This window comes from Dehalococcoidia bacterium, assembly GCA_025054935.1.
Lineage (GTDB): Bacteria > Chloroflexota > Dehalococcoidia > SpSt-223 > SpSt-223 > JANWZD01.
Genome location: JANWZD010000005.1, coordinates 129,446 through 154,843 on the forward strand (window position 1 = coordinate 129,446; position 25,398 = coordinate 154,843).

General features: G+C 68.4%; 22 protein-coding genes and 2 tRNA genes. 16 read left to right on the forward strand and 8 right to left on the reverse strand.

Features of this window, described 5'->3' with window-relative positions; genetic code table 11:
* Positions 1–517 precede the first annotated feature (517 nt).
* The 4 genes from NZ773_07925 to NZ773_07940 are packed head-to-tail and all read right to left on the reverse strand — an operon-like array spanning position 518 to position 3,648.
* Entirely contained in the window at positions 518–958 is a 441-nt protein-coding gene (locus NZ773_07925) for a cytidine deaminase (GenBank protein ID MCS6801853.1), read from the reverse strand.
* On the reverse strand, positions 948–2,255 hold the full coding sequence (locus NZ773_07930) for a hemolysin family protein (GenBank protein MCS6801854.1): 1,308 nt from the start codon (positions 2,253–2,255) through the stop codon (positions 948–950). Before NZ773_07930 ends, NZ773_07925 begins: the two co-directional genes overlap by 11 nt.
* Positions 2,252–3,268 (reverse strand): NTP transferase domain-containing protein, encoded by a 1,017-nt coding sequence (locus NZ773_07935; GenBank protein MCS6801855.1) that lies wholly within the window; start codon positions 3,266–3,268, stop codon positions 2,252–2,254. Before NZ773_07935 ends, NZ773_07930 begins: the two co-directional genes overlap by 4 nt.
* Entirely contained in the window at positions 3,265–3,648 is a 384-nt protein-coding gene (locus NZ773_07940; GenBank protein ID MCS6801856.1) for a RidA family protein, read from the reverse strand. The genes NZ773_07935 and NZ773_07940 overlap by 4 nt, the downstream gene beginning before the upstream one ends.
* A gap of 188 nt (positions 3,649–3,836) precedes the next feature.
* On the opposite strand from NZ773_07940, the gene alaS reads away from it, so the two are divergent.
* From alaS to NZ773_07970, 6 genes are all read left to right on the forward strand, one after another.
* On the forward strand, positions 3,837–6,497 hold the full coding sequence (gene alaS, locus NZ773_07945; protein ID MCS6801857.1) for an alanine--tRNA ligase: 2,661 nt from the start codon (positions 3,837–3,839) through the stop codon (positions 6,495–6,497).
* Entirely contained in the window at positions 6,494–8,008 is a 1,515-nt protein-coding gene (locus tag NZ773_07950) for a baseplate J/gp47 family protein (GenBank protein MCS6801858.1), read from the forward strand. Before alaS ends, NZ773_07950 begins: the two co-directional genes overlap by 4 nt.
* On the forward strand, positions 7,998–8,426 hold the full coding sequence (ruvX, locus tag NZ773_07955; GenBank protein ID MCS6801859.1) for a Holliday junction resolvase RuvX: 429 nt from the start codon (positions 7,998–8,000) through the stop codon (positions 8,424–8,426). Before NZ773_07950 ends, ruvX begins: the two co-directional genes overlap by 11 nt.
* On the forward strand, positions 8,426–9,505 hold the full coding sequence (gene mltG, locus NZ773_07960; protein MCS6801860.1) for an endolytic transglycosylase MltG: 1,080 nt from the start codon (positions 8,426–8,428) through the stop codon (positions 9,503–9,505). The genes ruvX and mltG overlap by 1 nt, the downstream gene beginning before the upstream one ends.
* 15 nt (positions 9,506–9,520) lie before the next feature.
* A complete protein-coding gene (locus tag NZ773_07965) occupies positions 9,521–9,760 on the forward strand; it encodes a hypothetical protein (protein ID MCS6801861.1) in 240 nt (79 codons plus the stop codon).
* 219 nt (positions 9,761–9,979) lie between these two features.
* On the forward strand, positions 9,980–10,120 hold the full coding sequence (locus NZ773_07970) for a hypothetical protein (protein ID MCS6801862.1): 141 nt from the start codon (positions 9,980–9,982) through the stop codon (positions 10,118–10,120).
* 97 nt (positions 10,121–10,217) lie between these two features.
* On the opposite strand, the gene NZ773_07975 is transcribed toward NZ773_07970, so the two are convergent.
* Positions 10,218–11,561, reverse strand: coding sequence for a cobyrinate a,c-diamide synthase (locus NZ773_07975; protein ID MCS6801863.1), 1,344 nt, complete (start codon positions 11,559–11,561; stop codon positions 10,218–10,220).
* 118 nt (positions 11,562–11,679) lie between these two features.
* Here NZ773_07975 and NZ773_07980 point away from each other — a divergent pair, with 118 nt between their 5' ends.
* The 9 genes from NZ773_07980 to NZ773_08020 all read left to right on the forward strand — a co-directional run bounded on the left by NZ773_07980 (position 11,680) and on the right by NZ773_08020 (position 21,100).
* Positions 11,680–12,621 (forward strand): DUF6282 family protein, encoded by a 942-nt coding sequence (locus NZ773_07980; GenBank protein MCS6801864.1) that lies wholly within the window; start codon positions 11,680–11,682, stop codon positions 12,619–12,621.
* 17 nt (positions 12,622–12,638) lie between these two features.
* Positions 12,639–12,728: transfer RNA gene (locus NZ773_07985), tRNA-Ser, on the forward strand.
* Positions 12,729–13,058: 330 nt separating this feature from the next.
* Positions 13,059–13,136 (forward strand) — tRNA-Pro (locus tag NZ773_07990).
* Between the two features lie 162 nt (positions 13,137–13,298).
* A complete protein-coding gene (locus NZ773_07995; GenBank protein MCS6801865.1) occupies positions 13,299–14,606 on the forward strand; it encodes a LamG domain-containing protein in 1,308 nt (435 codons plus the stop codon).
* A gap of 890 nt (positions 14,607–15,496) precedes the next feature.
* A complete protein-coding gene (locus tag NZ773_08000) occupies positions 15,497–16,219 on the forward strand; it encodes a thermonuclease family protein (GenBank protein ID MCS6801866.1) in 723 nt (240 codons plus the stop codon).
* 59 nt (positions 16,220–16,278) lie between these two features.
* Positions 16,279–16,980, forward strand: coding sequence for a hypothetical protein (locus NZ773_08005; GenBank protein ID MCS6801867.1), 702 nt, complete (start codon positions 16,279–16,281; stop codon positions 16,978–16,980).
* Between the two features lie 1,114 nt (positions 16,981–18,094).
* The gene (locus NZ773_08010) at positions 18,095–18,427 is read left to right on the forward strand and encodes a hypothetical protein (GenBank protein ID MCS6801868.1); all 333 of its coding nucleotides are present in this window, start codon (positions 18,095–18,097) and stop codon (positions 18,425–18,427) included.
* A 596-nt stretch (positions 18,428–19,023) separates the two neighbouring features.
* The gene (locus NZ773_08015) at positions 19,024–19,917 is read left to right on the forward strand and encodes a hypothetical protein (GenBank protein ID MCS6801869.1); all 894 of its coding nucleotides are present in this window, start codon (positions 19,024–19,026) and stop codon (positions 19,915–19,917) included.
* A 61-nt stretch (positions 19,918–19,978) separates the two neighbouring features.
* A complete protein-coding gene (locus NZ773_08020) occupies positions 19,979–21,100 on the forward strand; it encodes a hypothetical protein (protein MCS6801870.1) in 1,122 nt (373 codons plus the stop codon).
* Here NZ773_08020 and cas6 read toward each other — a convergent pair.
* Complete coding sequence (gene cas6, locus NZ773_08025) at positions 21,097–21,477, reverse strand: CRISPR system precrRNA processing endoribonuclease RAMP protein Cas6 (protein MCS6801871.1); 381 nt, start codon at positions 21,475–21,477, stop codon at positions 21,097–21,099. The genes NZ773_08020 and cas6 overlap by 4 nt on opposite strands.
* A gap of 12 nt (positions 21,478–21,489) precedes the next feature.
* Here cas6 and NZ773_08030 point away from each other — a divergent pair, with 12 nt between their 5' ends.
* On the forward strand, positions 21,490–22,395 hold the full coding sequence (locus tag NZ773_08030; GenBank protein ID MCS6801872.1) for an RAMP superfamily CRISPR-associated protein: 906 nt from the start codon (positions 21,490–21,492) through the stop codon (positions 22,393–22,395).
* Here the strand turns inward: NZ773_08030 and NZ773_08035 are convergent.
* Together NZ773_08035 and NZ773_08040 are read right to left on the reverse strand one after the other, a co-directional pair.
* Positions 22,392–23,831, reverse strand: coding sequence for an MEDS domain-containing protein (locus NZ773_08035; GenBank protein ID MCS6801873.1), 1,440 nt, complete (start codon positions 23,829–23,831; stop codon positions 22,392–22,394). The genes NZ773_08030 and NZ773_08035 overlap by 4 nt on opposite strands.
* A gap of 461 nt (positions 23,832–24,292) precedes the next feature.
* Positions 24,293–25,237, reverse strand: coding sequence for an LLM class flavin-dependent oxidoreductase (locus NZ773_08040; GenBank protein MCS6801874.1), 945 nt, complete (start codon positions 25,235–25,237; stop codon positions 24,293–24,295).
* Positions 25,238–25,398 lie beyond the last annotated feature (161 nt).

The following is a 25,398-nucleotide window of genomic DNA, read 5'->3' on the forward strand; positions in this document are numbered from 1 at the left end:
GCCGCAGGCCGGCTCTCGCGCTGCAGCGCCGCCCAATGCCGGGCAAGGTCGGCAGGGGAAGCGCCGCTCAGCGCCGCGTAATGCTGTGCACTGCTGCGATGATGTGCACAAATTGCAAAGAAATTGCCCAATTTATAAGGCTTGCACAGATTTGGATCTCTGCTGTGCACGGGACAACGGCGGAGGCGCGATCGTCCCACCCTGTGCGGCAAAGGCCGCTCGCTCAGGGCGCTGCCCTGCTCAGCCAGCGCGCGAGCGCTAGAGCGCAGCGACGCGCTGCGCCAGCTCTGCCATCCTCGCCCCGACGCGATTCCGGCCAGCCCCGGGCCGGAACTTGCCGATCGTGCCGTGGCGCGTCTCGCGAACAGTCCGGGCGCGAGTGTCAAGTGTGGCAGCGCGCGTTCCGTTTGCGCGAGCGGAGATGCAGCGGACGACGGCGCAACCGCCGGCGGCAGCGGGCGGCGCGGCTGCAGGGCCGCCCGCGAGGCACTCCGAACCGCGACGGCCGGAGCGGCGGTCAGGCGCGGGGGGGATCGCCGAAGAAGGAAGCGCGCTCAAACGCCTCAGGAAGCAGTGAGCGCACGCTCCGCCGGATGGGGTCGCGCGCGTCCACGGCAGCGATCAGCACGCTCGGCGCGTCTCGCTGGTCGTGCGCCCACAGCTCCCAGAGCACTTGTCGACAGGCGCCGCAGGGGGGGACTGCAGAGGGAGCGGCGACGATCGCAATCGCCGTAATGGCGCGCTCTCCCGCCGTGACAGCCGCGCCGACGGCGACCCGCTCAGCGCAGAGCGTCAAGCCGAACGACGCATTCTCGACGTTCGTGCCGCGGTAGATCTGGCCGCTTGCGCCGCGCACAGCCGCGCCGACTGCGAACCCGCTGTAGGGGCTGTAAGAAGCAGCGCGGGCAGCGCGCGCCGCCGCGAGCAGGCGCGCTTCGTCTGCCCGGTCAATCGCCATGGCTCGCGGTGTCCCGCGCCGGCTCGCGGGGAGCGTCGGGCAGCGTGATGCGGACCGAGCGGATGCCGCGGCCAGACACCTCGTTCACTTCGAAGGTGATCCCGTCGATGACGACCGTGTCGCCCACCTCTGGCGCCTCGCCGAGCCGGTCGGTGACGAGGCCGCCCACGCGGTCCACTTCCTTCTCGTCGAAGCGATGGCCGATCAGGTCGCTCAGGTCGTCCAACGACATGCGGCCGGAGACGATCACCTCTTTGCCCTCGCGCACCCACGTCACATCCACGACCGGCGCGTCATATTCGTCCTGGATTTCGCCGACGATTTCCTCGATCAGGTCTTCGATTGTCACCAGCCCTTCCACGCCGCCGTATTCATCCGCGACGATGGCGAGGTGCTTCTTCCGCTCCTGCAGCGCATGAAGCAGCTGGTCCACGCGCATGCCGGGCGGAATGATGTACGGCTCGCGCGCGATATCGCGCAGGGTGAACGGCTCGCCGCTGATCAGCTTCGCGAGGAGATCTTTGGCGTACACCACGCCGACGATGTGGTCGATGGTATCGGTGTAGACGGGAATGCGGCTGTAGCCGCTCTGCACGATCAGTTTGGCGAGGTCGAGCGGGTCGCTCTCAATCGGCGCGCACACCATCGCGACGCGCGGCGTCATCACCTCGCGCACCGTCGTATCTTCCAGTTCGAAGATGTTGTCGATCATGTCGAGCTCATCGGCTTGGATGACGCCCTGTTCGCGGCCGACACTGAGCAGCAGATGCACCTCTTCCTCGCTGACAAGGAGCGACGCTTGCCCGCCGCGCCGCCATCCGAAGGGCCGCAGCAGCAGGCCGGTGATCCATTCCAAGGCACGGACGATCGGCAGCAGCGCTACCGAGAGGGCGTAGACCGGCCGGCCGACCAGCCGCGCGATGGCCTCCGGCCAGAGCCCGGCGATCGCTTTGGGGATGATCTCGCCGATCACCAAGAGGAGGAGCAGCACAATTCCGATGCCGGCGACGAGCGCCCAGGGGCCGATCAGGGCCGACCACCACTCGATCGCGAGCTGCGCTCCCACCGCCGCCGAGACGACGCTCGCGAGCACATTGACAAAGATGATGGCGCTCAGCACTTGGCCCGGGCGCTCAAGGAGCGCCTTGACCACTTCCGACTTCGCTTCGCTCTGCTCGAAGGCGCGTCGAGCGCGCAGCCGGTTCGACGAGAGGATGGCCGCCTCCGCAAGCGAGGCAAAAGCGTTGACGAGGATCCCAAGAAGGACGACCGCTACGCCGAGGCTCGTCGGGATCACGGCGCGGCGTCTCCCGCAATCCGCTGGAACGACTCGACGACGCTTCCCGGCGGAAGGACCGCCCGCCGAATGTCGGCGGCGCGGACCGTCGCTCCGTCGCCGATGACGGCATCTTCGAGGATGGCGTGTGGACCAATGCGGCAGCCGCGTCCGACCCGCGTCCGCCCGAGGAGGAGCGAGCCGGGCAGGATCACCGTGTCAAAGCCGACCTCCACATCGATGTCGATCACCGTAGTTTCCGGGCTGATGAGCAGCACGCCGCGCTCGAGCAGACGGCGCCGGATGCGCTCGCGGAGGACGGCCTCGCTGCGCGCCAGTTCGGTCCGGTCGTTGATGCCGGCCACGGCGAGCGCGTCGTGGGTAGTCACGGTGGTCAGCGTCTCTTCGGCGGCGGCGAGCGCGACGAGGTCGGTGAGGAAGAGTTCGCCCGTCGCGCTCGGCCGCAGCGACTCCAGCCGCGGCCAGAGCCATTCGCCGGCAAAGGCATAGAGCCCGGTGTTCCACTCGCGGATCGCCCGCTCCTCCTCGCTCGCGACCCGCTCCTCGACGACCGCCACCGGCCGGCCGCCGCGCCGGACGACCCGGCCGAGCCCGGTCGGGTCGCCGTGGTCACACGTCAACAGGGCCATGGCCGCGCCCGCCTCACGCCGCGCCCGGTGCAGCGTTGCAATCATGTCTGGCGGGACGAGCGGAACATCCCCATAGATTATGACAAGATCTTCCGTGCCGGTGAAAGCGGACCGAGCTTGGAGCAGGGCGTGGCCGGTGCCGAGCTGGTCCGCTTGGAGGACGAACTCGCGCTCGGGAAAGACGGCGCGGACGTGGTCGGCGCCGTAGCCCAGAACGAGAACGGTACGGGACGCGCCGGCGGCGTCGAGGGCGGCGAGGACATGGCCAAGCAGCGGGCGGCCGGCGAGCGGCTGGAGCACCTTCGGGAGCGGCGACCCGAAGCGCGTTCCGCGGCCGGCCGCTAAGACGACCGCCGCGAAGGGAGAGGGAGGCTCCTCACTCACGGGCGGACTGCGATCGCGTCGATCTCAATGCGGGCGTCGCGGGGAAGCCGCGCCACCTGCACCGTTGACCGCGCCGGCGGATCGACAGGGAAATACTCGCCGTAGACGGCATTAACGGTCGCGAAGTCGTCCAAATCGGCGAGAAAGATCGTCGTCCGCACCACGTGCCGAAGATCGAGCCCGGCCGCAGCGAGCACGGCGCGCACGTTTTCCATCACCCGCCGCGTTTGAGCGGCGATGTCGCCATCGACAAGCTGTCCTGTTGCCGGGTCAAGCGGGATCTGGCCGGAGAGGAAGAGGAAGCGGTCCCAGCCGACGGCCTGGGAATACGGCCCGATTGCAGCGGGGGCAGCGGAAGTGGCAATGATCTGGCGGTCCACGCGGTCCTCAGCTCCGTTTTGAAGGCACGCTTGACCATATTGTAGAATGAGGCGACCTGACGTCAACCCCGGCCCGTTCCGCTCGGCTCTGGCAGCGCCGGCCGTTCATCTTCAGGGCCTTCCGGCGACCGCCGGCCGCTCCGCCAACGCGCGGCGCGTCCGGCAAGCTACCGCGAGGGTGCGAGCAAGTGACCAGCGACGAGATCCGCGAAGCGTTCTTGCGCTACTTTGAGCGCAACGGGCATACCCGCGTTCCAAGTTCCTCCCTCATTCCCGGCAACGACCCGACCCTGCTCTTTACCAATGCCGGGATGGTCCAATTCAAAGAGGTGTTCCTCGGCCTTGAGGAGCGTCCGTACCGCCGAGCGACGAGTGTCCAGCGGTGTGTCCGTGCCGGCGGCAAGCACAACGACCTCGATAATGTCGGCCGCACCGCCCGCCATCACACCTTCTTCGAGATGCTCGGCAACTTCTCCTTCGGCGACTACTTTAAGGAAGACGCTATCCGCTTCGCCTGGGAGTTTGTCACCGTCGAGCTCGGGCTCGACCCGTCGCGGCTCTGGGTGACGGTCTTCCGCGAGGACGACGAGGCGGCCGAGCTGTGGCAGCGCATCGCCGGCTTGCCCCCAGCGCGCATCGTCCGCTTGGGCGAGAAGGATAACTGGTGGGCAATGGCCGAGACGGGCCCGCAAGGGCCGTCGTCCGAGCTCCTCATCGACCGGGGCGCGGAGCGCGCGTGCGGTCCAGACTGCGGCATCGGCCGCTGCGACTGCGACCGCTGGCTCGAATTCTGGAACCTCGTCTTCATGCAGTACGACCGCGATGCCAGCGGCCGCCTCACTCCGCTCCCGAAGCCGTCGATCGACACGGGGATGGGCCTCGAGCGCATCGCCGCGATCGTTCAGAACGTTGAAAGCAACTGGGAGACCGACCTCTTTCAGCCGATCATCGCCCGCATCGAAGCGCTCTGCCGCCGCCCGTACGACCGCGGCGAGGCCGGCTTCCCCTTCCGGGTGATTGCCGATCATGCGCGCGCCTGCACCTTTTTGATCTGCGACGGCGTCCTGCCGAGCAATGAGTGGCGCGGCTATGTTCTGCGCCGGATCTTGCGGCGCGCCGTGCGCTTCGGGCGCAAGCTCGGCATGGAGGGGCCGTTCCTCGCCGAGGTTGCCGACGCTGTCGTCGACCGGATGGCCGGCGCCTATCCGGAACTGGTGAAGCGGCGCGACTTCATTCGCCGGGTAATCGAACTCGAAGAAGAGCGGTTTGGGCGGACGCTCGCCGCCGGCCTCCAGCTGCTGGACACCCTGATCGTCGCTGCCCGGCGGGACGGACGCGCCACCCTCGCGGGCGAAGACGCGTTCCGCCTCTACGACACCTACGGTTTCCCTCGCGAGCTGACCGAAGAGGTCGCGGCCGAGCACGGCGTCACTGTCGACCGGGCCGGCTTCGACGCCGCCCTCGCGCGCCAACGCGAGCAGTCCAAGGCGAGCGCCCGTTTCCGCGGCGCCGGCGTGGAACGCTTCAACGCCCTCGAGTTGCCGGAGCTGCGCTTTGTCGGCTACGACCGCCTCATCCACACTTCGCCGATCGTCGCGCTGCTGCGCGAGGGCGAGCCGGTCGATGCTGCGGCCGAGGGACAGGAAGTCGAATTGCTGGTGCGCGAGACGCCCTTCTATCCGGAGGGGGGCGGCCAAGTCGGCGATACCGGCACCGTCCGAACCGCGACGGGCGTCGCGACCGTGCTGGACACTCAGCGGCCGGCGCCCGAGATCATTGTCCATCGCGCAGTCATCGACTCGGGCTTTCTTGCCGTCGGCCAAGAGGCGCGGCTGGAGGTCGACGCGCCCCGGCGCGCCAACATCAAGCGCAACCATACCGCCACCCACCTGCTCCATGCCGCGCTGCAGGAGGTGCTGGGACCGCACGCGCGCCAAGCAGGCTCGCTCGTCGCTCCCGACCGGCTGCGCTTCGACTTCACCCACCTCGCCCCCGTCTCTGACGAGGAACTGCGGCAGATCCAACGCTGGGTGGCGCGGCGGATTTACGAAGATTTGCCGGTTACCCCCGCCTACGCGCGCTACGATGAGGCGATTGCTGCCGGCGCCATTGCGCTCTTCGGCGAAAAATACGGCGATACCGTCCGCACGATCTGCATTCGTCGTCCTCCCGAAGAAGAGCTCGAGGTGGGGGTGCCGTGCGCGAGCTTGGAATTGTGCGGCGGCACGCACTGCGACCGGACGGGTGAGATCGGCCCGTTCGTGATCATCTCGGAGGGGAGTGTCGGCTCCGGCATCCGGCGGATTGAGGCGGTGACTGGGCCCGCGGCTGAAGAAGCGATCCTCGAGCGCATGGGCGTGTTAGAGAGCGTGGCGCGGCGGCTGAAGGCGGCGCCGACCGAGGTCGAAACGCGGGTCGCGAGCCTGCAGGCTGAACTGGCTGCCGAACGCCGGCGGGTCGAGCAGCTCGAACGCGAACTGGCGCGTCGCGAAATCGAGGCGCTCCTTCAGCGCGCAGAGCAGGTGAACGGCGTCACCCTGCTCGCCTCACGCGTCACAGCGTCGCGTCCTGAAGCGCTGCGCGAGATGACGGATTGGCTGCGCGAGCGCTTGAAGAGCGCGGTGATCGTTCTCGGCGCGCAGATCGGCGACCGGCCCTACTTCATTGCTGCGGTCACGCCCGACCTCGTCGCGAAAGGCTATCACGCAGGAGAGATTGTCCGTCAGGCGGCGCTGCTCGCCGGCGGCGGCGGCGGCGGCCGGCCCGAGCTTGCCCAAGCCGGCGGCAAAGACCCGACGAAGATCGAAGAAGCGCTTCGGGCGGCGCGCCAGGCGGTGCAGCGGATATGACGAAGGGAGCCGGCGGCAGCCGCGGCTCGTCCTCTCCATACGCTCTCGGCCACGACCAGCCGTCTGCCGGACCCCTGAGCAGCGCCCCGACTGTGCTCCCCGTCGAGCCTGACGACGATATCGGCTCGCTGCGCGAAAAACTTGACCTCGCCGAGAGCCGTCGCGTGGTGCTCGTCGTTCCGCGCAGTGCCCGCCTCTTTCGCAACCCCGTCCGGCTGAAACTGCTCCGTCGCTATGCGCGCCAGGTCGCGCGCGAGGTTGCGATCGTCGCTGAGGATGGCGAGGTGCGGCGCTTGGCGCGGGCAGAAGGGTTCCGCGTTGCGCGCTCTGTTGAGGCGGTTTCTTTTGCTCCGGGCGCCCGGTCGCTCGCGTTGCCGGCGATTTCGCCGGCGGGGCTGATCGCCGGCGGTGCGCTCCTCGCCCTCATCCTGCTCGCCTGTTCGACCGCGTCGGCGCTTCTCGTGCCGAGCGCGACGGTCGAGATCGCGCCCGTCGCCACGCCGGTCACCGAGGTGCTGACCGTCCGCGCCTCGCGCCAAGCGCGCGGGGTCAATGCCGACCAGCGCACCGTGTCAGCGCGGCTGGTGACGGCGGAAGCCGAGGCGTCGGATACAACCGAGGCGACGGGGAGAAAATCGGCCCCGACCGAACGCGCCAAAGCCCGGGTCACGATCACCAATCGGAACCCGCAGGACGGGCAGTTCACCCTTCCGCGGGGGACGCTGGTGCGGACACTGGGCAACATCCAGTTTGCGCTTGATGACGCCGTCGTAGTGCCCGCTTCCCCGGCGCCCGTGCAGGTAGGAGTGACAGCGGTGGAGCCCGGCGTCTCTGGCAATGTCGCTGCCCGCGCTATCACCGCCTTCTCCGACCCGGCGCTGAACACCCGGGCGACCGTGGTCAATGAGCAGCCGGCGACGGGCGGGGCTCAGAGCGAAACCCCCTTCGTTACGCTTGCCGACCGCAATCGGCTGCGCCAGACGGTGATCGAAAAGCTTCGCGCCGCAGGCTATGCCCAGCTGTATGATACGAAGCGTCCCAACGAGTCGATCTACCGCGAGACGGTGCAGGTGACGGTGGTCGAAGAGACGTTCGACCGGCTGCTCGACGAAGAAGCGAGCACCGTCACAATCCGAGCGCGAGCGCGGGTCTCCGCGATCGCTTTCACGTCGGACGATGTTCTCGAGCTTGGACAGCGGGTCGCGCGCGCGCAGGTGCCGCCGGGCCAGCAGATCCTGCCGGGCAGTCTTACCGTCGCGCCCCTTGGGCTGGTGGGGGCAGACGACGATGCGGTTTCCTTTAATTTAAGCGTGACGTATCTCGCTATTCCCCAGATCGACGAGGCGCAGATCAAATCGGCAATTGCGGGGCAGCCGGTCGGTCAAGCTGAGCGCTATCTCGCTTCCACGCTCCAGCTTCGCCGCCCGCCGACGATCTCGGTCTGGCCGGGCGGTCTGCCGTGGCTGCCGCGCTTGACCCAGCGCCTTGAGCTGAGGATCGTTGGCAGCTGAACGGATTGGCCGCTGGCTGGCAGTGGACCTTGGCGACCGCCGCATCGGCGTGGCGGTATCGGACGAGCTCGGGCTGATCGCCACCCCGCTGGCGGTCCTGCCGGCGCGCGGCCGGCGCGTCGACATCCCCGCTCTCCTCGCTCTCGCCGAACGCGAGGGCGTCGTCGGCATCGTTGTCGGGCTTCCCATCCGCGATGACGGAGCGCGCACCGAGCAGACGGCGAAAGCGGAGCGGTTTGCGCGCCGCTTGGCTGCGGCAACCGCGCTCCCCGTCTGTTTGCACGACGAGCGCTACACCACCTGGGAGGCGCAGCAGCGCCGTCTCGGGCGGCGGCGCGGCCCGGACGATGCCGAGGCGGCGGCGGTGCTGCTGGAGAGCTTTCTTGCCGACCGACAGTTTCTCAAGGCAGGAGGGTGATGGGGCGCGTCATCGCTGGCGGCATTGTGATCGCGGCGCTCTCCTTCTGCGCGTGCCTAGCGGCAGCGCTGGGGCCGCTGCTTGCGAGTGAGGCAGGGCGCAGCGCGGTTATCGACCTGCTCGACCGCCCGGCAGCGCTCGACCCGACCCCGATCGCGTTCACCGTCGAGCCGGGGGACGACGCTGGCACCATCGCGCGCCGGCTGAAGGAGCAGGGGCTGATTGGGGATGAGCGGCTCTTCCGCTATCTTGCGAGCGCGACCGGACTTGGCGTCGCGATCCAAGTCGGCCAGTATGAACTGCGGCGCGACATGACAAGCCGCGCCATCCTCGAAAAGCTCGCTCGCGGCGAGGTCCTGCTTCGCACGTTTACGGTGCCGGAGGGATGGCAGGCGCTCCAAATCGTAGAAGGGCTCGAAAAGCAGGGGGTCGGCGACCGCGCAGCGCTGTCAGCGGCCCTTGCCCAGCTCACGGCCTCCCCGCCGCCGGGAACGCTCGCGGCTGCCCGCCCGCCCGGTCAGTCGCTCGAAGGCTATCTCTTTCCTGAGACCTATCGCCTCGCGCGCGATGCAACGCCCATCGAGGCGCTCACGCTCATGCTGCGCCAGTTGGACGAAGCGTTTACGCCGGAGCTGCGCGCTGCGGTCGCGGCGCGCGGGCTCACGCCGCATCAGGCACTGACGCTCGCGTCGATTGTCGAACGCGAGGCGGTGAAGGCGGAGGAGCAGCCGATCATTGCCGCCGTCTTCCTGAACCGGCTGCGTCTCGGCATGCCCTTGCAGGCCGACCCGACGGTTCAATTCGCGCTTGCGCTCGACCCGGTCCGGCGTGCTCGCGACGGCTACTGGAAGAAGGACCTGACGGTCGAGGACCTCGCGATCGACTCCCCCTACAACACCTATCGCGTGCCGGGGTTGCCCCCCGGGCCGATCTGCAGCCCGGGGCTGGGAGCGCTGCGCGCAGTGGCGAAGCCGGCCGAGGTCGACTACCTCTACTTCGTCGCGCGCCCGGATGGCTCCCATGCCTTCGCCCGCACCCTCGCTGAGCACAATGCGAACGTTGCGCGCTATCAACGGTAGCGCGGGGAGGAAAAGATGGCGCTCCGGCGCTTCCAGCGGGACGAACTCGGCGGGCGGCTTGCGCGCTTGTGGGACGAGGCGCGCGCCGCCGGCAACGAGCCGCGCTTTCTCGAGGTTGTCGCCAACGCTCCGAATGTCGCCGACTTCTATTTCGACCGCTTCTACGGCGAGCTGTTTTTCCGCGGCATCGCGCCACGGCGGGTCAAGGAGCTGGTCCGGCTGCGGCTGAGCATCCTCCACGGCTGCGCCTCCTGAAACCGCTCGAACACCGTCTCGGCGAGACGGGCGGGGATCAGCGACGACGAGATCGACGCGCTCTGGCGCAACGAGCGCGCCCCGTTTACTGACGGAGAGAACGCGGCCCTTGAACTGGCGAGCCTCCTCTCGAATGCCACGCCGGACGGCCCGATCGAGGAGGATCTGCTTGCCCGCCTGCAAGCCGAATTCAGCGACGGGCAGATCGTCGAGATCGCGGTGGTCTGCGCGGTCCTGACGGGAATGGCCAAGCTGCTCTTCGCCTTCGACCTTGGGGAACGGGAGGACTTCTGCGCCTTCCCGGGCCACGGCTGGACGGCTGGCGAAGAACGCTCCGACGGCCGCGCCGGTTCGCCCTAAGAGCGCCGAACCGGGGAGCGAGCAGCGCGGCTGTTCCGTTCGCTGGGCGAGAAGCGCGCGCCTTGCGCGGCGGCCTTGCTGCCGCGAGCGGGGCTGGCTATGCGTTCGCGGCGCGCGCCGCGCTGCCCTGCTCGGCCGCCGCCACGAAGCGCGCTGCCGCTTCCTGATGCGCCAGCAGATAGAGATGAACGAAGCTGCCGAGGACCCGTCCGCTGCTGAAGCCTTCGACAGCCTCGCTTCCGGCGAGACGCCAGGCCGGCAGGGGGCTTCCCTCCATGCGCGCGTAGTGAAACTCGTGGCCGCGCAGCCGCCAGCCGGGCAGCGCTACCGGGCTCTCCCGGAGCGCGATGACCTCCCGATAGCCGAGGACGGGACGGTCGGCGAGGACGGCCTGACCGGGCAGGAGCCCCACCATCGCAGCGCGTCGGTCCCCAATGACGAGGGCTTGGGCAAGGTACATATAGCCGCCGCACTCGGCCACAATCGGTCCGGGGAAGGCGCGGATCGCTTCGCGCATCGGCCGATTGGCCGCGAGCGCCTCGGCATGCAGTTCGGGATAGCCGCCTCCGAAGTAGAGCGCATCGACCGCCGGCAGCTGCGCGTCGGCAAGGGGGCTGAACGGCACGATCTCGGCGCCAAGCCGGCGCAGCAGCTCCCGCGTCTCGGGGTAGGCAAATTGGAACGCAGCATCCTCGGCCCAGCCGATCCGGACGCGCGGCGGCTGCGGCTCTGGAAAGACCGCCGCCGCCGGGGGCAGGGGGCCGGCGCTCCGGGCGAGACGCACGAGAGCCGCAACGTCGAGGTGGCGGCCTGCCGCACGCAGCGCCTCTTCCGGGATCGCCATTTCGCCGGCCAAGATAAGCCCGAGATGGCGCTCCGGCAGATGGAGCTGGGGGTCGTTTGGCAGCCAGCCGACGAGCGGCAGGCCGACCGCTGCCAGCGCCTCGCGCAGCAGGTCGGCGTGCCGCTCCGAGCCGACCCGGTTCGCGATGACGCCGCCGACCTGCACCCGCCGGTCGAAGGCGGCAAAGCCGTGCGCCACGGCCGCGATGCTGCTTGCCATCCCGCTCGCGTCGACGACGAGCAGGACGGGCGCGTTGAGAGCGGCGGCAAGGTCCGCCGTCGACCCCGCGCTCCCGGCGCCGGCGCGGCCGTCGAACATGCCCATCACCCCCTCCACGACGGCGATGGTCGCCCCGCGCATCGCCTCGGCAAACAGTCCCCGCGTCTGGCTGGGGGTGAGAAACCAGGTATCGAGGTTGTACGGCGTCCGCCCTGCCGCTGCGCCAAGATGGGAGGGGTCGATATAGTCTGGCCCCGCCTTGAACGGCTGGACGCGCTCGCCGGCGCGGCGAAGCGCCGTGATCGCGACGAGAGCGACCGTCGTTTTGCCGGCGCCGGAGCTTGGGGCCGCGAGGACGATGCGGGGAACGGTGCGCATGGCGGCTCCGCTGTCGGGCAGCATATGACCGAGGGCTGCCTGCTCGCGCTGAGCGGGGATTGTAGCCCGCTGCTGCCGCAGTTGACAGCGGCGCGCCCTCGCTCTACCCTGCGCTGCCATGAGCGATGTGCGCCGGATGCAGCGCGCCTACGCGATGATCCGGGAGCTGACGCTGCCGACGACGCTGCCGGTGAGCGGGCAGCTGCCGGGCGTGGTGGATATCCACGTCCATGTTGGCGTCGGACTGATCGACCCGCTCGAGCTGGGGCTGCGCGCCACTGCGGCGGGAATGCGCGCAATCGTCTTCAAGACCCCGTCGCCGACCCTCGACCTCGCCCTCACGGTGAATGCGGCGCTGCGTCGCCTCGCCGCCGGCCAGACGCCCGTCGAATGTATCGGCGGCGTCGTGCTCGAAACGGCCGGCCCGCCCCACGCCGCCGCGGCAAGGCGGTGGCTGGAGAAAGGCGCTCGCGTTGTCTGGTTCGCGACCGGCTCGAGCGCCAACCATCGGGAGCGCGCCCATGGCCTGCCCCGGCGGACAGCGCGCCGAAGCGGTCAGTATGTCCTGAAGGGCGGCGCACTGATCCCCGAGGCGATCGAGGTGATCGAGACCGCCCTCGAGTTTGGGGCAGCGCTCTCCTTCGGCCACCTCTCGCGCGAGGAGCTGGTCGCGCTCGCCCGTGAAGCGGAGCGTCGCGGGCTGACGCGGGCATTCGTGGACCATCCGCTCAATCCCGTAATGGGCCTCGCTGTCGACGATTGCGCGCGTCTCGCCAGCCACGGCGTTTGGCTGAATTTCACAGCTGCCGAGCTGTCGCCGATGTTTGGCGTCGACCCCGCCGAGATGGGGCGGGCGATCCGGGCGGCGGGGGTGGACCGGGTCGTGCTCTCCTCCGATGCCGGCCACCCAACGATGGCCGACCCGGTTGAGGCGATGCGCATGTGGCGCGCAATCGCCCTCTGGCAAGGGTTCAGCGAGCGTGAGATCGACCAGATGATGGTGGCGAACCCGGCGCGAGTGATCGGCCTGCCCGAGATTGCCCCCGCCACCGGGGGTTGATATACTTGGTTGCTACTGGGGGGATCGCATAGTTGGTCTAGTGCGGCCGCCTGCTAAGCGGTTACTCGGGGAAACCCGGGTCGAGGGTTCGAATCCCTCTCCTCCCGCCCCGCTTGAAACCGGCTCACGCGGAGCCGGTTTTTGTTGTCTCGCGGAAACGGCCTGCCTCTCCGCGCGGAAGCACAGGCGGCCGCGCGGAGAGCGTGTGCCGGCCGCAGCGCGGCTCCCCCTCTCTTGGCGCGCGGCTGCCGGCCGCGCTGGAGAGCGGCGTCGGTGCTCTGGGCGCGGGGCGCAAGGTCGCGAGGCCGCCGCGAGCGCCCGAGGCGGAAAGGGGACAGGGCAGCGGATGGGCGCCGCGGCTGCTCGGCGAAGGCTGGGCAGGCGAGCGAATGAGCGCGCTCTCCTAATGCCCGCAAAAGCGCTATACTCCGACTGTTCGGGATGTAGCGCAGCCCGGTTAGCGCACTTGACTGGGGGTCAAGAGGTCGCCGGTTCAAATCCGGCCATCCCGACCATGGAGCGCCTGCGAGGCGGGCCAACGCGTCCTGACCGCTAAGGCGCCGCCCGAAGAACGTCTCGCCGCCAGCTCCGCTTGCCGGGAGGGCGCCCGCCGCGTGGCCTCATTCCATTCTCCGCGACCATGGCAGCGCCGCCGCGCCGCCTTTCCCCTCCTCGCTGTGGCTGCGCTGCTGCTTGCGTTCCCGCCGGGGTTCTCCTTTGCGGCGGCAGAGCGGAGCGACGCCCTGCAGGGGCAGCCGGCAGAGCGCCGGGGAGGCGAACCCGGGCAGCTGCCGGCCGCGGTCCAGCCGGCGTCCGGCTATGCGCTCCGCTTCTTCGGCAGCGGCCGCGACGGGGTCGACCGGGTGACCGTTCGCATCGACGGCGCCGGCAACCCGGCGAACGTGGGCGGCGATTTTACCCTCGAGTTCTGGCTGAAAGCGCTGCCCGGCGAAAATCGCAGCGGGCCCTGCCGCACCGGCGCCGACGCTTGGACGAACGGGAATATCATCGTCGACCGCGATATCTTCGGGCCGGGCGATGACGGCGATTACGGGATTTCGCTCTTCGGCGGCGTGATTGCGTTCGGCGTGGCAGTCGGCTCCGCGGGCGCGTCGCTCTGCGGCACAACCCGGGTCGATGACGGCGCGTGGCATCACGTTGCCGTCACGCGCCGGCGGGCAGACGGCCGCCTCCAATTGTTCGTCGACGGTCGGCTCGATGCGTCGGTCATGGGGCCGTCCGGCTCCGTCGCCTACCGAAGCGGGCGCGCGAGCAGCTGGCCGAACGACCCCTATCTTGTCCTCGGCGCCGAGAAGCACGATTACGACCCGGCGGCCTATCCCTCATTCCGCGGCTGGCTCGATGAGCTGCGGCTCTCGACGGTCGTTCGGTATGCTGCTCCCTTCACGCCGCCGGCCGCGCCCTTCGCGCCGGATGCGAGCACAGCGCTGCTCTTCCATTTCGATGAGGGGCCGGAAGGACCGTGCACCGGAACGGTCGTCGACTCGGCGCCGGGAGGGAGGAGCGCGGGCGTCTGCGCGTTTGGCGGCCTATCGGGAGGCGGCCCGCGCTATGTTCGCGACACGCCGTTCCAGCCGGCAAACGAACCGCCTCGCGTCGTCAGCATCACGCGCGCCGACCCGAATCCTGCGGCCGGCGGCTCGCTCCGGTTTCGTGTCCTCTTTTCCGCGCCGGTCGAGCAGGTCGACCCGGCCGACTTCGCGCTGACGGTGCTGAGCGGCGGGTTTGCGTCGCTCAGCGTTGCTGAGGTGGCTGGCGCGGACGCTGCCTACACGGTTACAGCGCTCGTCGGCGCGGGCGCTGGGCTGGTCCGTCTCGATGTTCCTGCAAGCGCGACGATCGTCGACGGCGCCGGCCGGCCGCTTGCCGGTCTCCCGTTCACCGCCGGCGAGGCGTATCTTCTCCCGCGCGACCGCCAGTTCGCGCCGCTTGCCTTGCTCCGCGGCTCTCCAGCGGCCAACTGATCGCTCGTGTTTGCACGGTCGCTCATTCCTGGCGCCGTAAACCGGCCGCTCCCATGCGCGGGGGCAGGTATTGCGCTGCTGCCGCCTCGTCTTGAGCCGTAACGGCATGCTCCGGAACGCGCCGGACCCTGCGCTGAGGCTTGCGCCGCTCAGGGGCGCTGAGCACGCCGGCGCCGCTGTGTCGCGCGCGTTCTCAGGAACGGCCGTCTTCGGCGCGCGGCCGGGCGGAGAACGGTGAGCATCTTGTTCCGCGGGGCTGCGCTCTCCCGCGGAAGGTTGTGCCGCGGGGCAGCGCGCGCCCCGCGTTCGGCCGGAGCCGATCCCGCTGAGCAGGTCGGCCGCAAGCGATGTTGGGCGGATCGCGCTGGTGAGGTGGCGCGCGATCGAAGCGGGCAGGACGCGTCCTGAGCAGCCGAAGCCGGCATCTGGCCTCCTGCTGCCGCAGCATCTGCAGACAGGTTTGAAGCTCGCGTGCGTGACTGAGGGGGCGGCAAGCGGAACAGCCTCCCTGTTCCAGCAAAAGGCGCATCGCGCTGATGCAGGAAAGTTTTCCGCTCACACGCACGAGCCAGCCGACAGCTATCGAGATGGAGGACTACCCCCAGAGCGGCGCCCGCTGCGGGAAAATCCGTGTGATGGCTGCGCATTGCCGACGCGGGGGTGATAAGGGGTTCGACTGCCGTCGCGGCGGTACTGCTTCGCGGCCTGAGCTCCGGCGGTCATTTCGGCCGCGCAAACAGCGGGAGCGCATTGCGGTTGGCGCGACCGGCTGCGGTTTCGGCGCTGGGAAAGCAAGGCCTGCGCTCTAACGATGTTCTATTAGAAAACTACCGATAATTTCTCTATAATTTCGGCGCGTTCAGCGTTCTGATCCGTGTTTGGAGGAGCCGATGCGTTTCGTTCGCCGTGCGCTGGTCTTTGTCCTCGCTCTTGTCCTCCTTGCGCCGCAGGTGGCATTCGCGCAGGAGGGGAGCTGGTGGCAGACCATCCGCATCGTCGACGGCGACACGCTGTGGGTCGCTGGCCTTGGCAGCGCAATCCGGCTCGCCGGCATCAACGCGCCGGAGCCGGGCCAGCGGTGCGCTGCAGAGGCGACAGAGCTCGTGCGCCAACTCGCATTTCCGAGGGTGTTTCTCGAATTCGCCTCGCCGCAGCGCGACCAGTACGGCCGCTACCGGGCGTACGTGCGCTATCTCGACCGCGACGGCCAACTCTGGACGATCCAAGAGCGGCTGCTGCAGGCGGGCTATGCAACTGCCGACAGCGGCCGGTTCCGCGACCCGCGCTATGGCAACTGGTTCGCTGCCGCGGAGGCGGAGGCCATTGCCGCTGGCCGCGGCATCTGGGGCGGGCAATGCTCAGGCAGGGGCGGCATCATCGATCCATTCGCCACCTCGTCACCGCCGCCGCCTCCTCCGCCGCCGGTTGAGCCGGGCATCGTGCCGCCGCTCGCGCCGTTCACCTGCCCGGCCTCCCATCCCATCAAATTGAACGCCAACAGCGGCATCTATCACGTGCCCGGCGGAGCGTTCTACAACGCCACGAACCCCGAGGCCTGCGCGAGGACCGAGGCTGATGCCCGCGCGGCCGGCTATCGACGAAGCTTGCGTTGAGCGGGGGACGGCGGGCGAGGCGCACGAACCTCGCACGCCGTCATTTGATAGGCGTGGACATGCCGATGGCGACGCGTCCTGTGATATATCCCTCTTCGGACCAGACGATTGAGGTGGCGATCCATTGCCACAGCAGTACTCCGCCCTCGGTGCAGTTTCTTTGCTTTCCTTCGAGAGAACATCTCGATCTCTGCTTCTATGTTCTTCTCGCCGCGTATGGCCTTCGGCAGCTCTCCAACTCTCGATTTCTTTTTGGCAAACCGGGCGGAAAGTGGTTTGATGAAGAGGTGCTGTTCAACGATAATCCGACGGACTTCTGGCGTCCTTGGGATGGAGAGACTGCTCAACGGCAGTTCCGTCCCAAGCTCGTCTTTTCAGAGCGAAAGCTGCTTTTTACGCTCGGATTGAAAGGGGTTGGCTTTTTTCCAGAGCCGGTCAAACTGTGGTTTGATATCGTCGCTTCTCTTCATGCATTAGTGTGGGAAATGGCACTGCAGTTTGGTCGGATGAGCAATCCGACTGGATATCGAGGGCTTGCAGTAGTCTGGCATTCGCTCGCAAAGATGCTGCATGGCGAGCCTCCTCGGAAGAGTATCAAGCATAGCGATCGCGATTTGGCGCTCGTGCTTGCTGGTCTAGGATATGAGCTCGCCGAGCGGGCAACTCCTCCTTTCCAGATAGATTTCTGTGAATACGCCCGTATACATCTCATGAATTCTCGGTGGTGGGCGGATTCTCCGCCGACTGCATTGCCCCTGTAGCGTCCTTGTCACGATGACGGTGAAGTGAGAGGTGCGAGGCGCGCCGTCGCGGAGGGCGGAAGAGAGCAAGGCGCGGCCTCTCTCTTCCTGATAATCACCTTGCTGTTCTTGAACGCCTAGAAGGAGAGGCCTATCTCCTGCAGCCGGCGGAACAGCGCGGCTGCCTCCGGTGAACCGCTTCGGCCCAGCCGCTCGCGAATGCCGTCTCAGTGCTCGGCGCGGAGTTGAACTTCCCGGTCTCGGAGGAGGCGGTCCACGCCCGGCAATTGCGGACGAAGGCCGAACTCGTCGCCCTTCTTGCGCGCTTCTTCCCGCGGCATCGCGCCGGTCCAGACGGCGAACAGCAGGCCGGCAGTGCGGAGATTGTACGCCGCTGCCCAGCGCGCAGCCTGGATGGTGCGCGGCGGCAGCCCGCCCTCTCTTGGGGATGGTTGGGATGGCGACCGGTCACGGACTGTGTGTTACTCGACGGACGCTGATGATCTCCGTGTTTCTACCCCATCCGGGGTGGCGACCGGTCGCGGACCAAGATCCCGAGCGGGGTCGGGTTGTGTCGGGGAGGTTTCTTCTCCGTTCGAGCCTAGCCCAGAAGAAGAGGAATGACGCGGAACTGGGCAGCTGGAGCGCGTTCCTGCTGGAGGGGGCAGCCATCCTCGAACGCATTGTCGAAGTCGGGCGTCAAGGCGGGAAGATGTGGAAAAGAGGAATTCCGCGACGGGCGGAGCGAGGGGGCACCAGCGGGCCGGCAGGCCGGGAAAGAGGTGGCAGAGGCTGCGCTCAAGCTGGCAGCGGAGTTGACGTTCTCCTGCCGATTGAGCGCCTGACCTCTCCCCTCTCGATGAGGCGGGATGGCGGCGGGAAACGGTCGGCGAGGAACAAGGGAGAGCGCGTCCACGGACGAGGCGCGCTTTGCTCCTGCGTCTCGTCCGCGCTGCCGCCCGAGAGCGCTTGGGCGGCCCCGAGTTTGAGCGCGCCGGCGCGAAACGCCGCTGGATGCGAGAATGCGCCTTTGGAGCAAGGCGAGCGCGTGAACAAACGAGAGAAAGGGGAGGGCGAGTATGGGGCCGTGCAACAAAAGTCAGCCCGATGCAGTCCAATACACAAGGAGGGAGCCATGAACGACCGCGACGAGGATCTGAGGACAGAACGGCTTCGCAAGCTCTACCGGTTCGGGAAAGTTGACGAGCCGGAGCAGCCGGAGTTCGATTTTTCTTCGCTTTGCGACGAGGATGGGGGGGAGTTCGTCGAGTTCGATTCGCTTTGCGACGAGGATGTGGGGGAGTCCGTCGAGTTCGCCAGTCCGGAATGGCGAGGGGATGGGAAGAGCGGCGGCGAGCGCGGTCTCAGCATGTTCAGCTTCTTGCCGATCGAGACCCTCCTCTCCGCGCTCGGCGACACGGATAACGATGGCGGCGAGCAGGAAGGAGAGGGCGAGGATGAATGGTAGGGGTGGAAGTGAGAGGGAGACGAAAGTGCACCGTTTGTCGACATCACAGAGATACATCGCGCTTGAAACGGAGCACGCGGCGCCCGTGGGGGAGATAGCAATCTACTCGTAGTTCTTGCTCCCCTGTCGCCTCAATGGGGTCGAATACGTCGTGCTGGTTGCTCTTCTACCGCTCCGCCGGTTTGTGCTCGGCAAAGAGGTCGTCGCAAATGGCAGCCATGATTGCCCCCTCGCCGCTCGAGTCGAGGAACGCGGCAATACGAACGCGGCGCGGCGGATCGACGCATTGGGCGAGCTGAGGTGTAATTTGTCTGTTGTTGGAAAATCGCTCGGCGGCCGGTCCCGCACCTTGCTCTCCGTAGTCTCCCTCTCCGCCGTTCGGAGGTTTCTGCCCCAGCCGGCGTGACGACCGGTCTCGTTCCCCATCTACGCAATCAGTGCGGCACGGGCAAGCCCCGCCGCCCGCGCAACGCATCACCACACTACGGCCATGGCCCTCTTCTGACCGCACTGTCCGCGGTCGGTGAGCGTGTCGCAGTTTTCTTCATTCCCCGGAATTGCACTTCGGTGGCGGCACACTTGGTCCTCGAGGAGGAATGACCGTGAAGCTCAACGCGCTGTTCACGATCTTCGCTTTGACGCTCGCTCTCACGGGCTGCGCTGGACCCCGCTCGGCGCCCGCCGCCGAGATCCCTGCCTGCGACGGCTCTCCGATCCCCCGCTACCCGAACGCGCCCCACCAGACGTGGGTCATCGCCTTCGACCGGTCGACCAGCTATCCGGTCGCCGTCCGCGAGGCGGGGCAGCGCGAGGCCGCCGACCTGATCGACGGTTTGGTCCGCCCCGGCGCCGGCGCGACGATCCATATCCTGTTCATCGGCCGCAACTCCTACGACCCGGAGAACAGCCTCCCGGCGATCGTCGTGCCGTCGGTGAGGCCCGCGGCTGAGCCGCCGCCCCCGCCGACCCCGCCCGGCAACCGGTTCGACCCCCGCGAGCGGAAGCGGTATGAGGAGGCGGTGAGGGCGTGGTGCGACGGCATTCGCGCCGAGGCGGAGCGCGTCGAGCGCGAGCTAGCGGCTGCCGCCGAGCAGGTGCGCGTCCGCACCGACGGGCTGCGGCATCATCGGGTGCGCCACGAGGACGGCAGCGACTTCTGCTCCATTGTCATCCGCGCCGAGGAGCGCTTCACCAACGCTCTGGACGGTTCGTTCCGCCGGCTGTTCTGGTATTCCGACATGGAGCCGTACGGCTACCAAGGCTGCAATCTCGATCGGCTCCCCCTGCTCAGCGGCGTCGAGGTCATCATCTCGCACTGGTACTGTCCCAGCGCCGCGCTCTGCCAGCGGCTGCGCGCTGCTTGGAACGAGCGGTTCGCGGCTGCCGGCGCTGCCTCGGTGCGGTGGTATGCCGTCGGCGAGCCGCTGCCGAAGGAGGAGATCCTCGCGGTGCCCGCTGCGCCTATCATGACCGTCGCAGGCTCGCGCTGAGGGGCGCGGGCAGGGACGATCGCGCCTGTTTTCCTGACGCCCTTGGGAGGAGGAAGGACCAATGAGGTGGGTGTTCGTCGCGGCGCTCCTCGCCGCTGCCTGCACGCCGAACGGCGAGATGCCGCGGGTCGGTCTGCCGGCGCTGGAGACGCTGATCCTCGGCGTCTTCATCGTCGGCTTTCTCCGCAACCGGCTGATGCAGGCCATCAACGCCTTCTTCGCCGTGCTCGCCTGGCCGTTCGTCGTCATCGCCCGCGCCTGCCAGCCGGCGATCGCCGCGCTCTCCGCTGCCATCGACGATGCCGCTGCGGCACTGCGGACCTACGGCGGCCGCTTGAACGACCCGGCGCCGCTCCTCTTCGAGCTGATCGCGCCGCTGGTCTATCTCGCCTTGTTCGTCATCATCGCCCTCGCTGACTTCACGGTCGCCCGGCTGCGCTTCGGCGCCCTCTTCGGCGAAGCGGTGAGCGAGGCGGACTGGTTCGGCATCAATCTCGCCGATGCGACCGGCCTGCTCTTGATCGCGGTGTTTATCGTCCTCGGCTACATCCTCTTCGATGCTCTCGGCATCGCTCCCAATCGCCTGCCGTGGGGGCTGCTCGACTCGACTTGGCGCGCTCGGCTCATCCGCGGCGCGTGGGCGGGGCTCATCCTGACAGCGATCGCCACCGTCGCCTTTTTCTGCTGGGGCCAGCTCCAGCTGCTCGACGATGCCGAGCGGCCGCTCCTGCTTTCGACCATCCTCGAGTATCTGTTCATCGTTCCGCTCGCCATCCTCCTTGTCGCCACGACGCTGCTCTCGGCATGGGCGGTGATCGTGTCGGCCGGCGCGCTCTGGGCGATCGTCCTCTTTGCGGTGCGGATCCTGCTCTGGATCGTCCGCGCGCTGGCCGTCCTCGGCGCTCGCGGGCTCGACCTCGCGGCGGCGCTGGCGGTGTTCGTGCTCGATGTCATCGCTGCCGGCCCGATCTGGCTGAAGAATTGGCTGGCCGGCTATGAGGCGCTGCGGCGCTGGCTCCACCTCACGCCGTACGAGCGCGAGGCGCGCCCGCCGATCGATGTCGACCTCGACCGGCCGCTGTTTGCGCCTGCCGCCTCCGGCTCACTCGCCGGCGAGCGCCCGCTCCTCGAGCAGGGCCGCCAGCCCGAACCCACAGGCCGTCTTCCGGCCGACGCCGGCTAGCGCGCCGAAGCGGAGCAGCTGGGCAAGGAGCATCCACGCCCCGGGGTCAGGCGAGAGGCAGCGGAACGCGACCGTCCCCACAAACCCAACCACGGCGCCGAGCGGAACGGGACGGCGAGCGTCCGCAGCGATTCCACTCGCGCCACAGCCGCAAGCTGGCCGAGCTTGGCGAGCACGTCTGCCGGCAGGGCGCGGTCGGGAAAGAGCGCGTTCCAGCGCCGGCCGAGATGCTCGACCAGCTTCGCTGGGTCGGGCAGCACGATCGGGCGGTCGATGCGGCGGCCGCCCGGCAGCGCGATGGCGTCGGCGAAGCTCGTGGGCGTGAGGAAACGCAGCCAGATCGGCGCCGCCAGCCGTTCACTTGGGACCGAGTCCATGGGCTGCGCGGGGTGATCTGGGGGACGATTACCGCCGAAACGGCGGTGCTCCTTCACGATGGCCGCAGCGACAATCCGATGCGCTTCCTGCGCCTGCCCGGCGGGGCGGCGTCCATTCCCGGCAGCAGCCTGAAGGGGATGATCCGGAGCGTCGTTGAGACGGTCGGTCCCGGCTGCTGGTGGCGCAGCGACGAGGGCCAAGGAGCAGGCGCGATCCCGCGCGACTTCCGGTCCTGCGCCGACCGGTCCGCGCTCTGCCCGGCCTGCCGGCTGTTCGGCTTCCTCGGCGCGGGGAGCGACGCTTCCGCCCTCCTCGGCGCCGCCGCCTTTCTCGATGCGATCGCTCAGCAGGAAGTTCGGCTCGAACCGGTCTGGGTCGGCCCATTCGGGTCGCCGAAACCCCAGCGTAGGGCTTGGTATTTCCCGAACGGCGCGGTCGCCGGGCGCAAGTTCTACTGCCACCACGTCCCGACGTTCCTGCGCAGCGACCCCGGCCGCGGGAAGCGGCTCGAGCCGCTTGGGGCGGGCTCGTCGTTCCGCTTTTCCGCCCGGTTCGACAATGTCGCCGAGGACGACTGGGCACTGCTGCTCTCTGCGCTCGTGCTCGAGCCGGCTCTCCGCCATAAGCTCGGCTACGGCAAACCCGCGGGCTTGGGCTCGGTCCGGATCGAGATCGACCGCATCGAATTCCTTCCGCCGCCTGGGAGCGACGGCCGGTCGCAGCGGCTCCTCGAAGGCGACGCTTTGCGGCAGTATCTCGACCAGCAGACTGAAGCGTTCCGGCGGCGCACTGATCCGACGCTCACTGCGCTGCGCCGAATTTGGGGATGGCCGCCCGCGGCCGGCGTCACCTATCGCTATCCCTCGCTGCAGTGGTTCCGCGCCAACCCGGCCGCTCCCCTCTCCGCGACGCGCTAGGGCGAAGCAGGCGTCGGTATGTCCTCCGGCGGGGCTGCGTCCTGCTCGCCCATAAGGCGGCGCACCACCCGCCGCAGTTCTGCCCGCGAGAACGGCTTCGGCACCACCGCGCTGACCATTCTCGCCACCGCCGGGTCGCCGTCGCGCTGCGCGAACTGGCTCACGAGGAGAATGATCGGCAGCGTCGGGCAGCCGGCGCGCAAGGCGCGGATCGTCTCGCCGCTGTCGCTGAAGGGATCGAAGTCGACGATGGCCATTTCGATCGGAGCAGACCCCAGCAGCTCGGCCGCTTCGCCGGCGGACTCGGCGACGAGCACGCTGTATCCCTCCGCGATCAGCTGAAGCGCGAGCGCCTCGCTCAGTGTCGGGTCTCCGCTGACAACGAGGAGAGGAGAAGCAGGAGCGCGCCCGGACGCGCTGCCCGGCGCGAGCGGCGTCGGCTGGGTCTGCGGCAGGGGGTCGAGCGCGAGAACGAATCCCCCCGCGCCGTCATCGAGGCGTTGGGCCACTGCGCGCGTCCAGAGCGCGCTCCCGTCGCCGCGGCGTAAGCGCAGGTTGCGGCGGTCCGGACCAGGCGACGCTGGCCAGCCGTCCGGCGGAGCGCTTTCCGCAAAGAGCGCAGGGAGCGGAGCGCCGATGAGCCGCTCTGGCGCGCTCGCGAGGAGGGCTGCTGCTGCCCGATTAATCAACCGGATCACGCCGCCGGCGTCGCTCAGCACGACCCCCTGGGGCAGCGCGTCGAGGACGGCAGACAGCAACAGCGCGCTGGAGGCCGAGTCGACGAGACGGTCAAGCGACAGGAGCATCCGGTCGACGGATCGGCGGGCGTTTCGGCGATCCGGCAGGGGAACAAAGTAGTGGTTCGGCACAATGCACCCGCTCCGGACAATGAGCGGATGCGCTCGCAGCGCAGCTTCAAGAGCGTGCGGAGGAAAGCGCACCCGGTCGTAGAGGAGCAGCGCAACGGCTGCGCGCTTCGCGAGCACGGCCCCCAGTCCCTCGGCAAAGCGGCCGATCTGCTCCGGGCTGCCGGTGGGGCGGAGCGCCCATGTCATATCGACGCAGATTCGCGCCCCGGCATAGCCCGCTGCGCGCGCCGCCTCCACTGCTCGCTCGGCAAGCGCGACCGCCGTGTCGGAGTCGAAGGTCCACTCTCGGAGGACGTAGTCGCGGTTCGTCACCGGCTCGACCGGCTGCCGCTCCATCGCCACTGCCGGCGAACTGGGCAGCGCCGCCCACACGTGGTCGACGAAACGGCGGTCGGCGAGCAGGACCCCGCGTTCGCCCCGCGCGAGCCCGTCGCTAAGGAATGCCACCGTTGCGGCAAGCTGGTCCTCTGGGCTGTCAACGATCGCGCAGAGCAGGTCGCCCGGCGCGGGCGCTCTGCCGCGCAAGCGGGGAACTGCGCCGTACTGCGTCACACCGTCTGCTCTCACACCGCGTTCCTCAAGCTGCGCCCGCCTTGCGCAGTGACGTGCCTCTGCCGGCGGGCGGCGCAGCCTAGCATCGTGCCCTCACCTTCGCGCGGCGCGAGTATACCGACCCCGGCAGAGAGACGAAATCAGATCGCCCGAAACGGTAGAAGAGCGATCGGAAGCTGCCTCGCAGATGACGGGGGCGCGCGACAGGCGGAGACGAAGCGCTGACCTGAGGACCGTGCCGCAGGAACTGCCGACCTGCCCCTCACCGTCGAGGCGGGGCGAGCCGGCAGCGAAGGCCGCTGATTGACAGGATTGACAGCCGGCACGGCGTTGGCAGGATGCCCCGCGCGCGCCGTCCGGCGGCGGCCGTCGTCCAATCGACAGGTGATGAGGCGCGCGCCGGCTTCGCCCGTCTGACAGGCTGAAGGGGCTTCTGCTCGCCGAACGCGAAACAGTCAGCGCTGCGCGGAAGAAGATCAGCGCAGCAGCGGGATGACCTCCCTGCCGAAGCGCTCGATGCTCTCCATCTGGGCTGCATGGCTGATGTCCCAGAAGAAGGCGATAAACAGCGACGCGCCGGCCTCGAAGTACGGGCGGATGCGCTCGGCGACCTGCTCGGGGCTGCCGAGGTTGGCTCGCTGGAGCAAGCTCCGCTGCTCCGGCCGGCTGGCGATGATCCGCTGCAGCCGCTCCTCTGCTTTGCCTGGCTCGTCCACGATGATCATCTGGTGGACGGCGCGGCGGATTGTCGCCGGGTCGCGGCCGATCTCCTCGCAGTAGCGGTCGAGGATGGCGCTCTTGCGCCTGAAGTCTTCTACGTTCGCAGAAGACTCCCAGATGTCGGCGTGGCGGGCGACATTCTTGAGCGCGAGCTGCTCGCCGCTCGCGCCGATGAGGATCGGCGGATGCGGCCGCTGGATCGGGAATGGCTCGCAGACCGCTTCATGGATACGGTGATAGCGGCCTTCGAAGGTGGGAGCGGGCTCGGTCCACATCTTGCGGATGATCTGGATCGCTTCGCCGAGGGCGCGAATGCGGTCGGCCTGCGGCGCGAGCTCCCAGCCATAGCGGGTGAATTCGCGCTTGGCATTCGGCGACCCCGCGCCAAGCCCGAGGATCAGCCGGCCGTGGCTCATCACGTCGATCGTCGCGCCCATCTTGGCGATGAGCGCCGGGTTGCGCCAAGGAGTGCAGACCACGAGAGTGCCGAGTTTGACGCGCTGGGTGTCGCGCGCCAAGCCGGCGAGGGTGGTGAACACTTCTAGACAGTTCGGGTCGCCCGTTGTCTCAGGAATGGCGACGTGGTCGCGGATCCAGATCGAGTCGAAGCCGGCGGCCTCGGCCGCCCGCGCCTGCGCCGCTGCGTCGTCGTAGCGTGCCAGCCCCGTCTCCACTCGACAGCCAAACGATCGATTGCTCACCGTTCCTCCCATCGTGCAGCCGCGAGGCAGCATACGGGACGGTCAGCAGCAAGGCAACAGCACCCGGCGTGACGAAGTATTGGGCTGAAGCTTGCGCAACGTAGAAAAATCAGATAGTTCTAGGCTATTATGGTTCGATTGCCGAATAGTGCTTTCGGAGG

What these genes read in the sequence shown, in the direction of transcription:
- NZ773_07965 (MCS6801861.1), top strand. Translation starts at nt 9,521, where the DNA reads ATGGCGCTCCGGCGCTTCCAGCGGGACGAACTCGGCGGGCGGCTTGCG.
- cas6 (MCS6801871.1), bottom strand. Translation starts at nt 21,477, where the DNA reads ATGGACTCGGTCCCAAGTGAACGGCTGGCGGCGCCGATCTGGCTGCGT.
- NZ773_07980 (MCS6801864.1), top strand. Translation starts at nt 11,680, where the DNA reads ATGAGCGATGTGCGCCGGATGCAGCGCGCCTACGCGATGATCCGGGAG.
- NZ773_07975 (MCS6801863.1), bottom strand. Translation starts at nt 11,561, where the DNA reads ATGCGCACCGTTCCCCGCATCGTCCTCGCGGCCCCAAGCTCCGGCGCC.
- NZ773_08005 (MCS6801867.1), top strand. Translation starts at nt 16,279, where the DNA reads ATGCCGATGGCGACGCGTCCTGTGATATATCCCTCTTCGGACCAGACG.
- NZ773_07925 (MCS6801853.1), bottom strand. Translation starts at nt 958, where the DNA reads ATGGCGATTGACCGGGCAGACGAAGCGCGCCTGCTCGCGGCGGCGCGC.
- NZ773_08015 (MCS6801869.1), top strand. Translation starts at nt 19,024, where the DNA reads ATGACCGTGAAGCTCAACGCGCTGTTCACGATCTTCGCTTTGACGCTC.
- NZ773_08020 (MCS6801870.1), top strand. Translation starts at nt 19,979, where the DNA reads ATGAGGTGGGTGTTCGTCGCGGCGCTCCTCGCCGCTGCCTGCACGCCG.
- mltG (MCS6801860.1), top strand. Translation starts at nt 8,426, where the DNA reads ATGGGGCGCGTCATCGCTGGCGGCATTGTGATCGCGGCGCTCTCCTTC.
- NZ773_08000 (MCS6801866.1), top strand. Translation starts at nt 15,497, where the DNA reads ATGCGTTTCGTTCGCCGTGCGCTGGTCTTTGTCCTCGCTCTTGTCCTC.
- NZ773_07950 (MCS6801858.1), top strand. Translation starts at nt 6,494, where the DNA reads ATGACGAAGGGAGCCGGCGGCAGCCGCGGCTCGTCCTCTCCATACGCT.
- NZ773_08010 (MCS6801868.1), top strand. Translation starts at nt 18,095, where the DNA reads ATGAACGACCGCGACGAGGATCTGAGGACAGAACGGCTTCGCAAGCTC.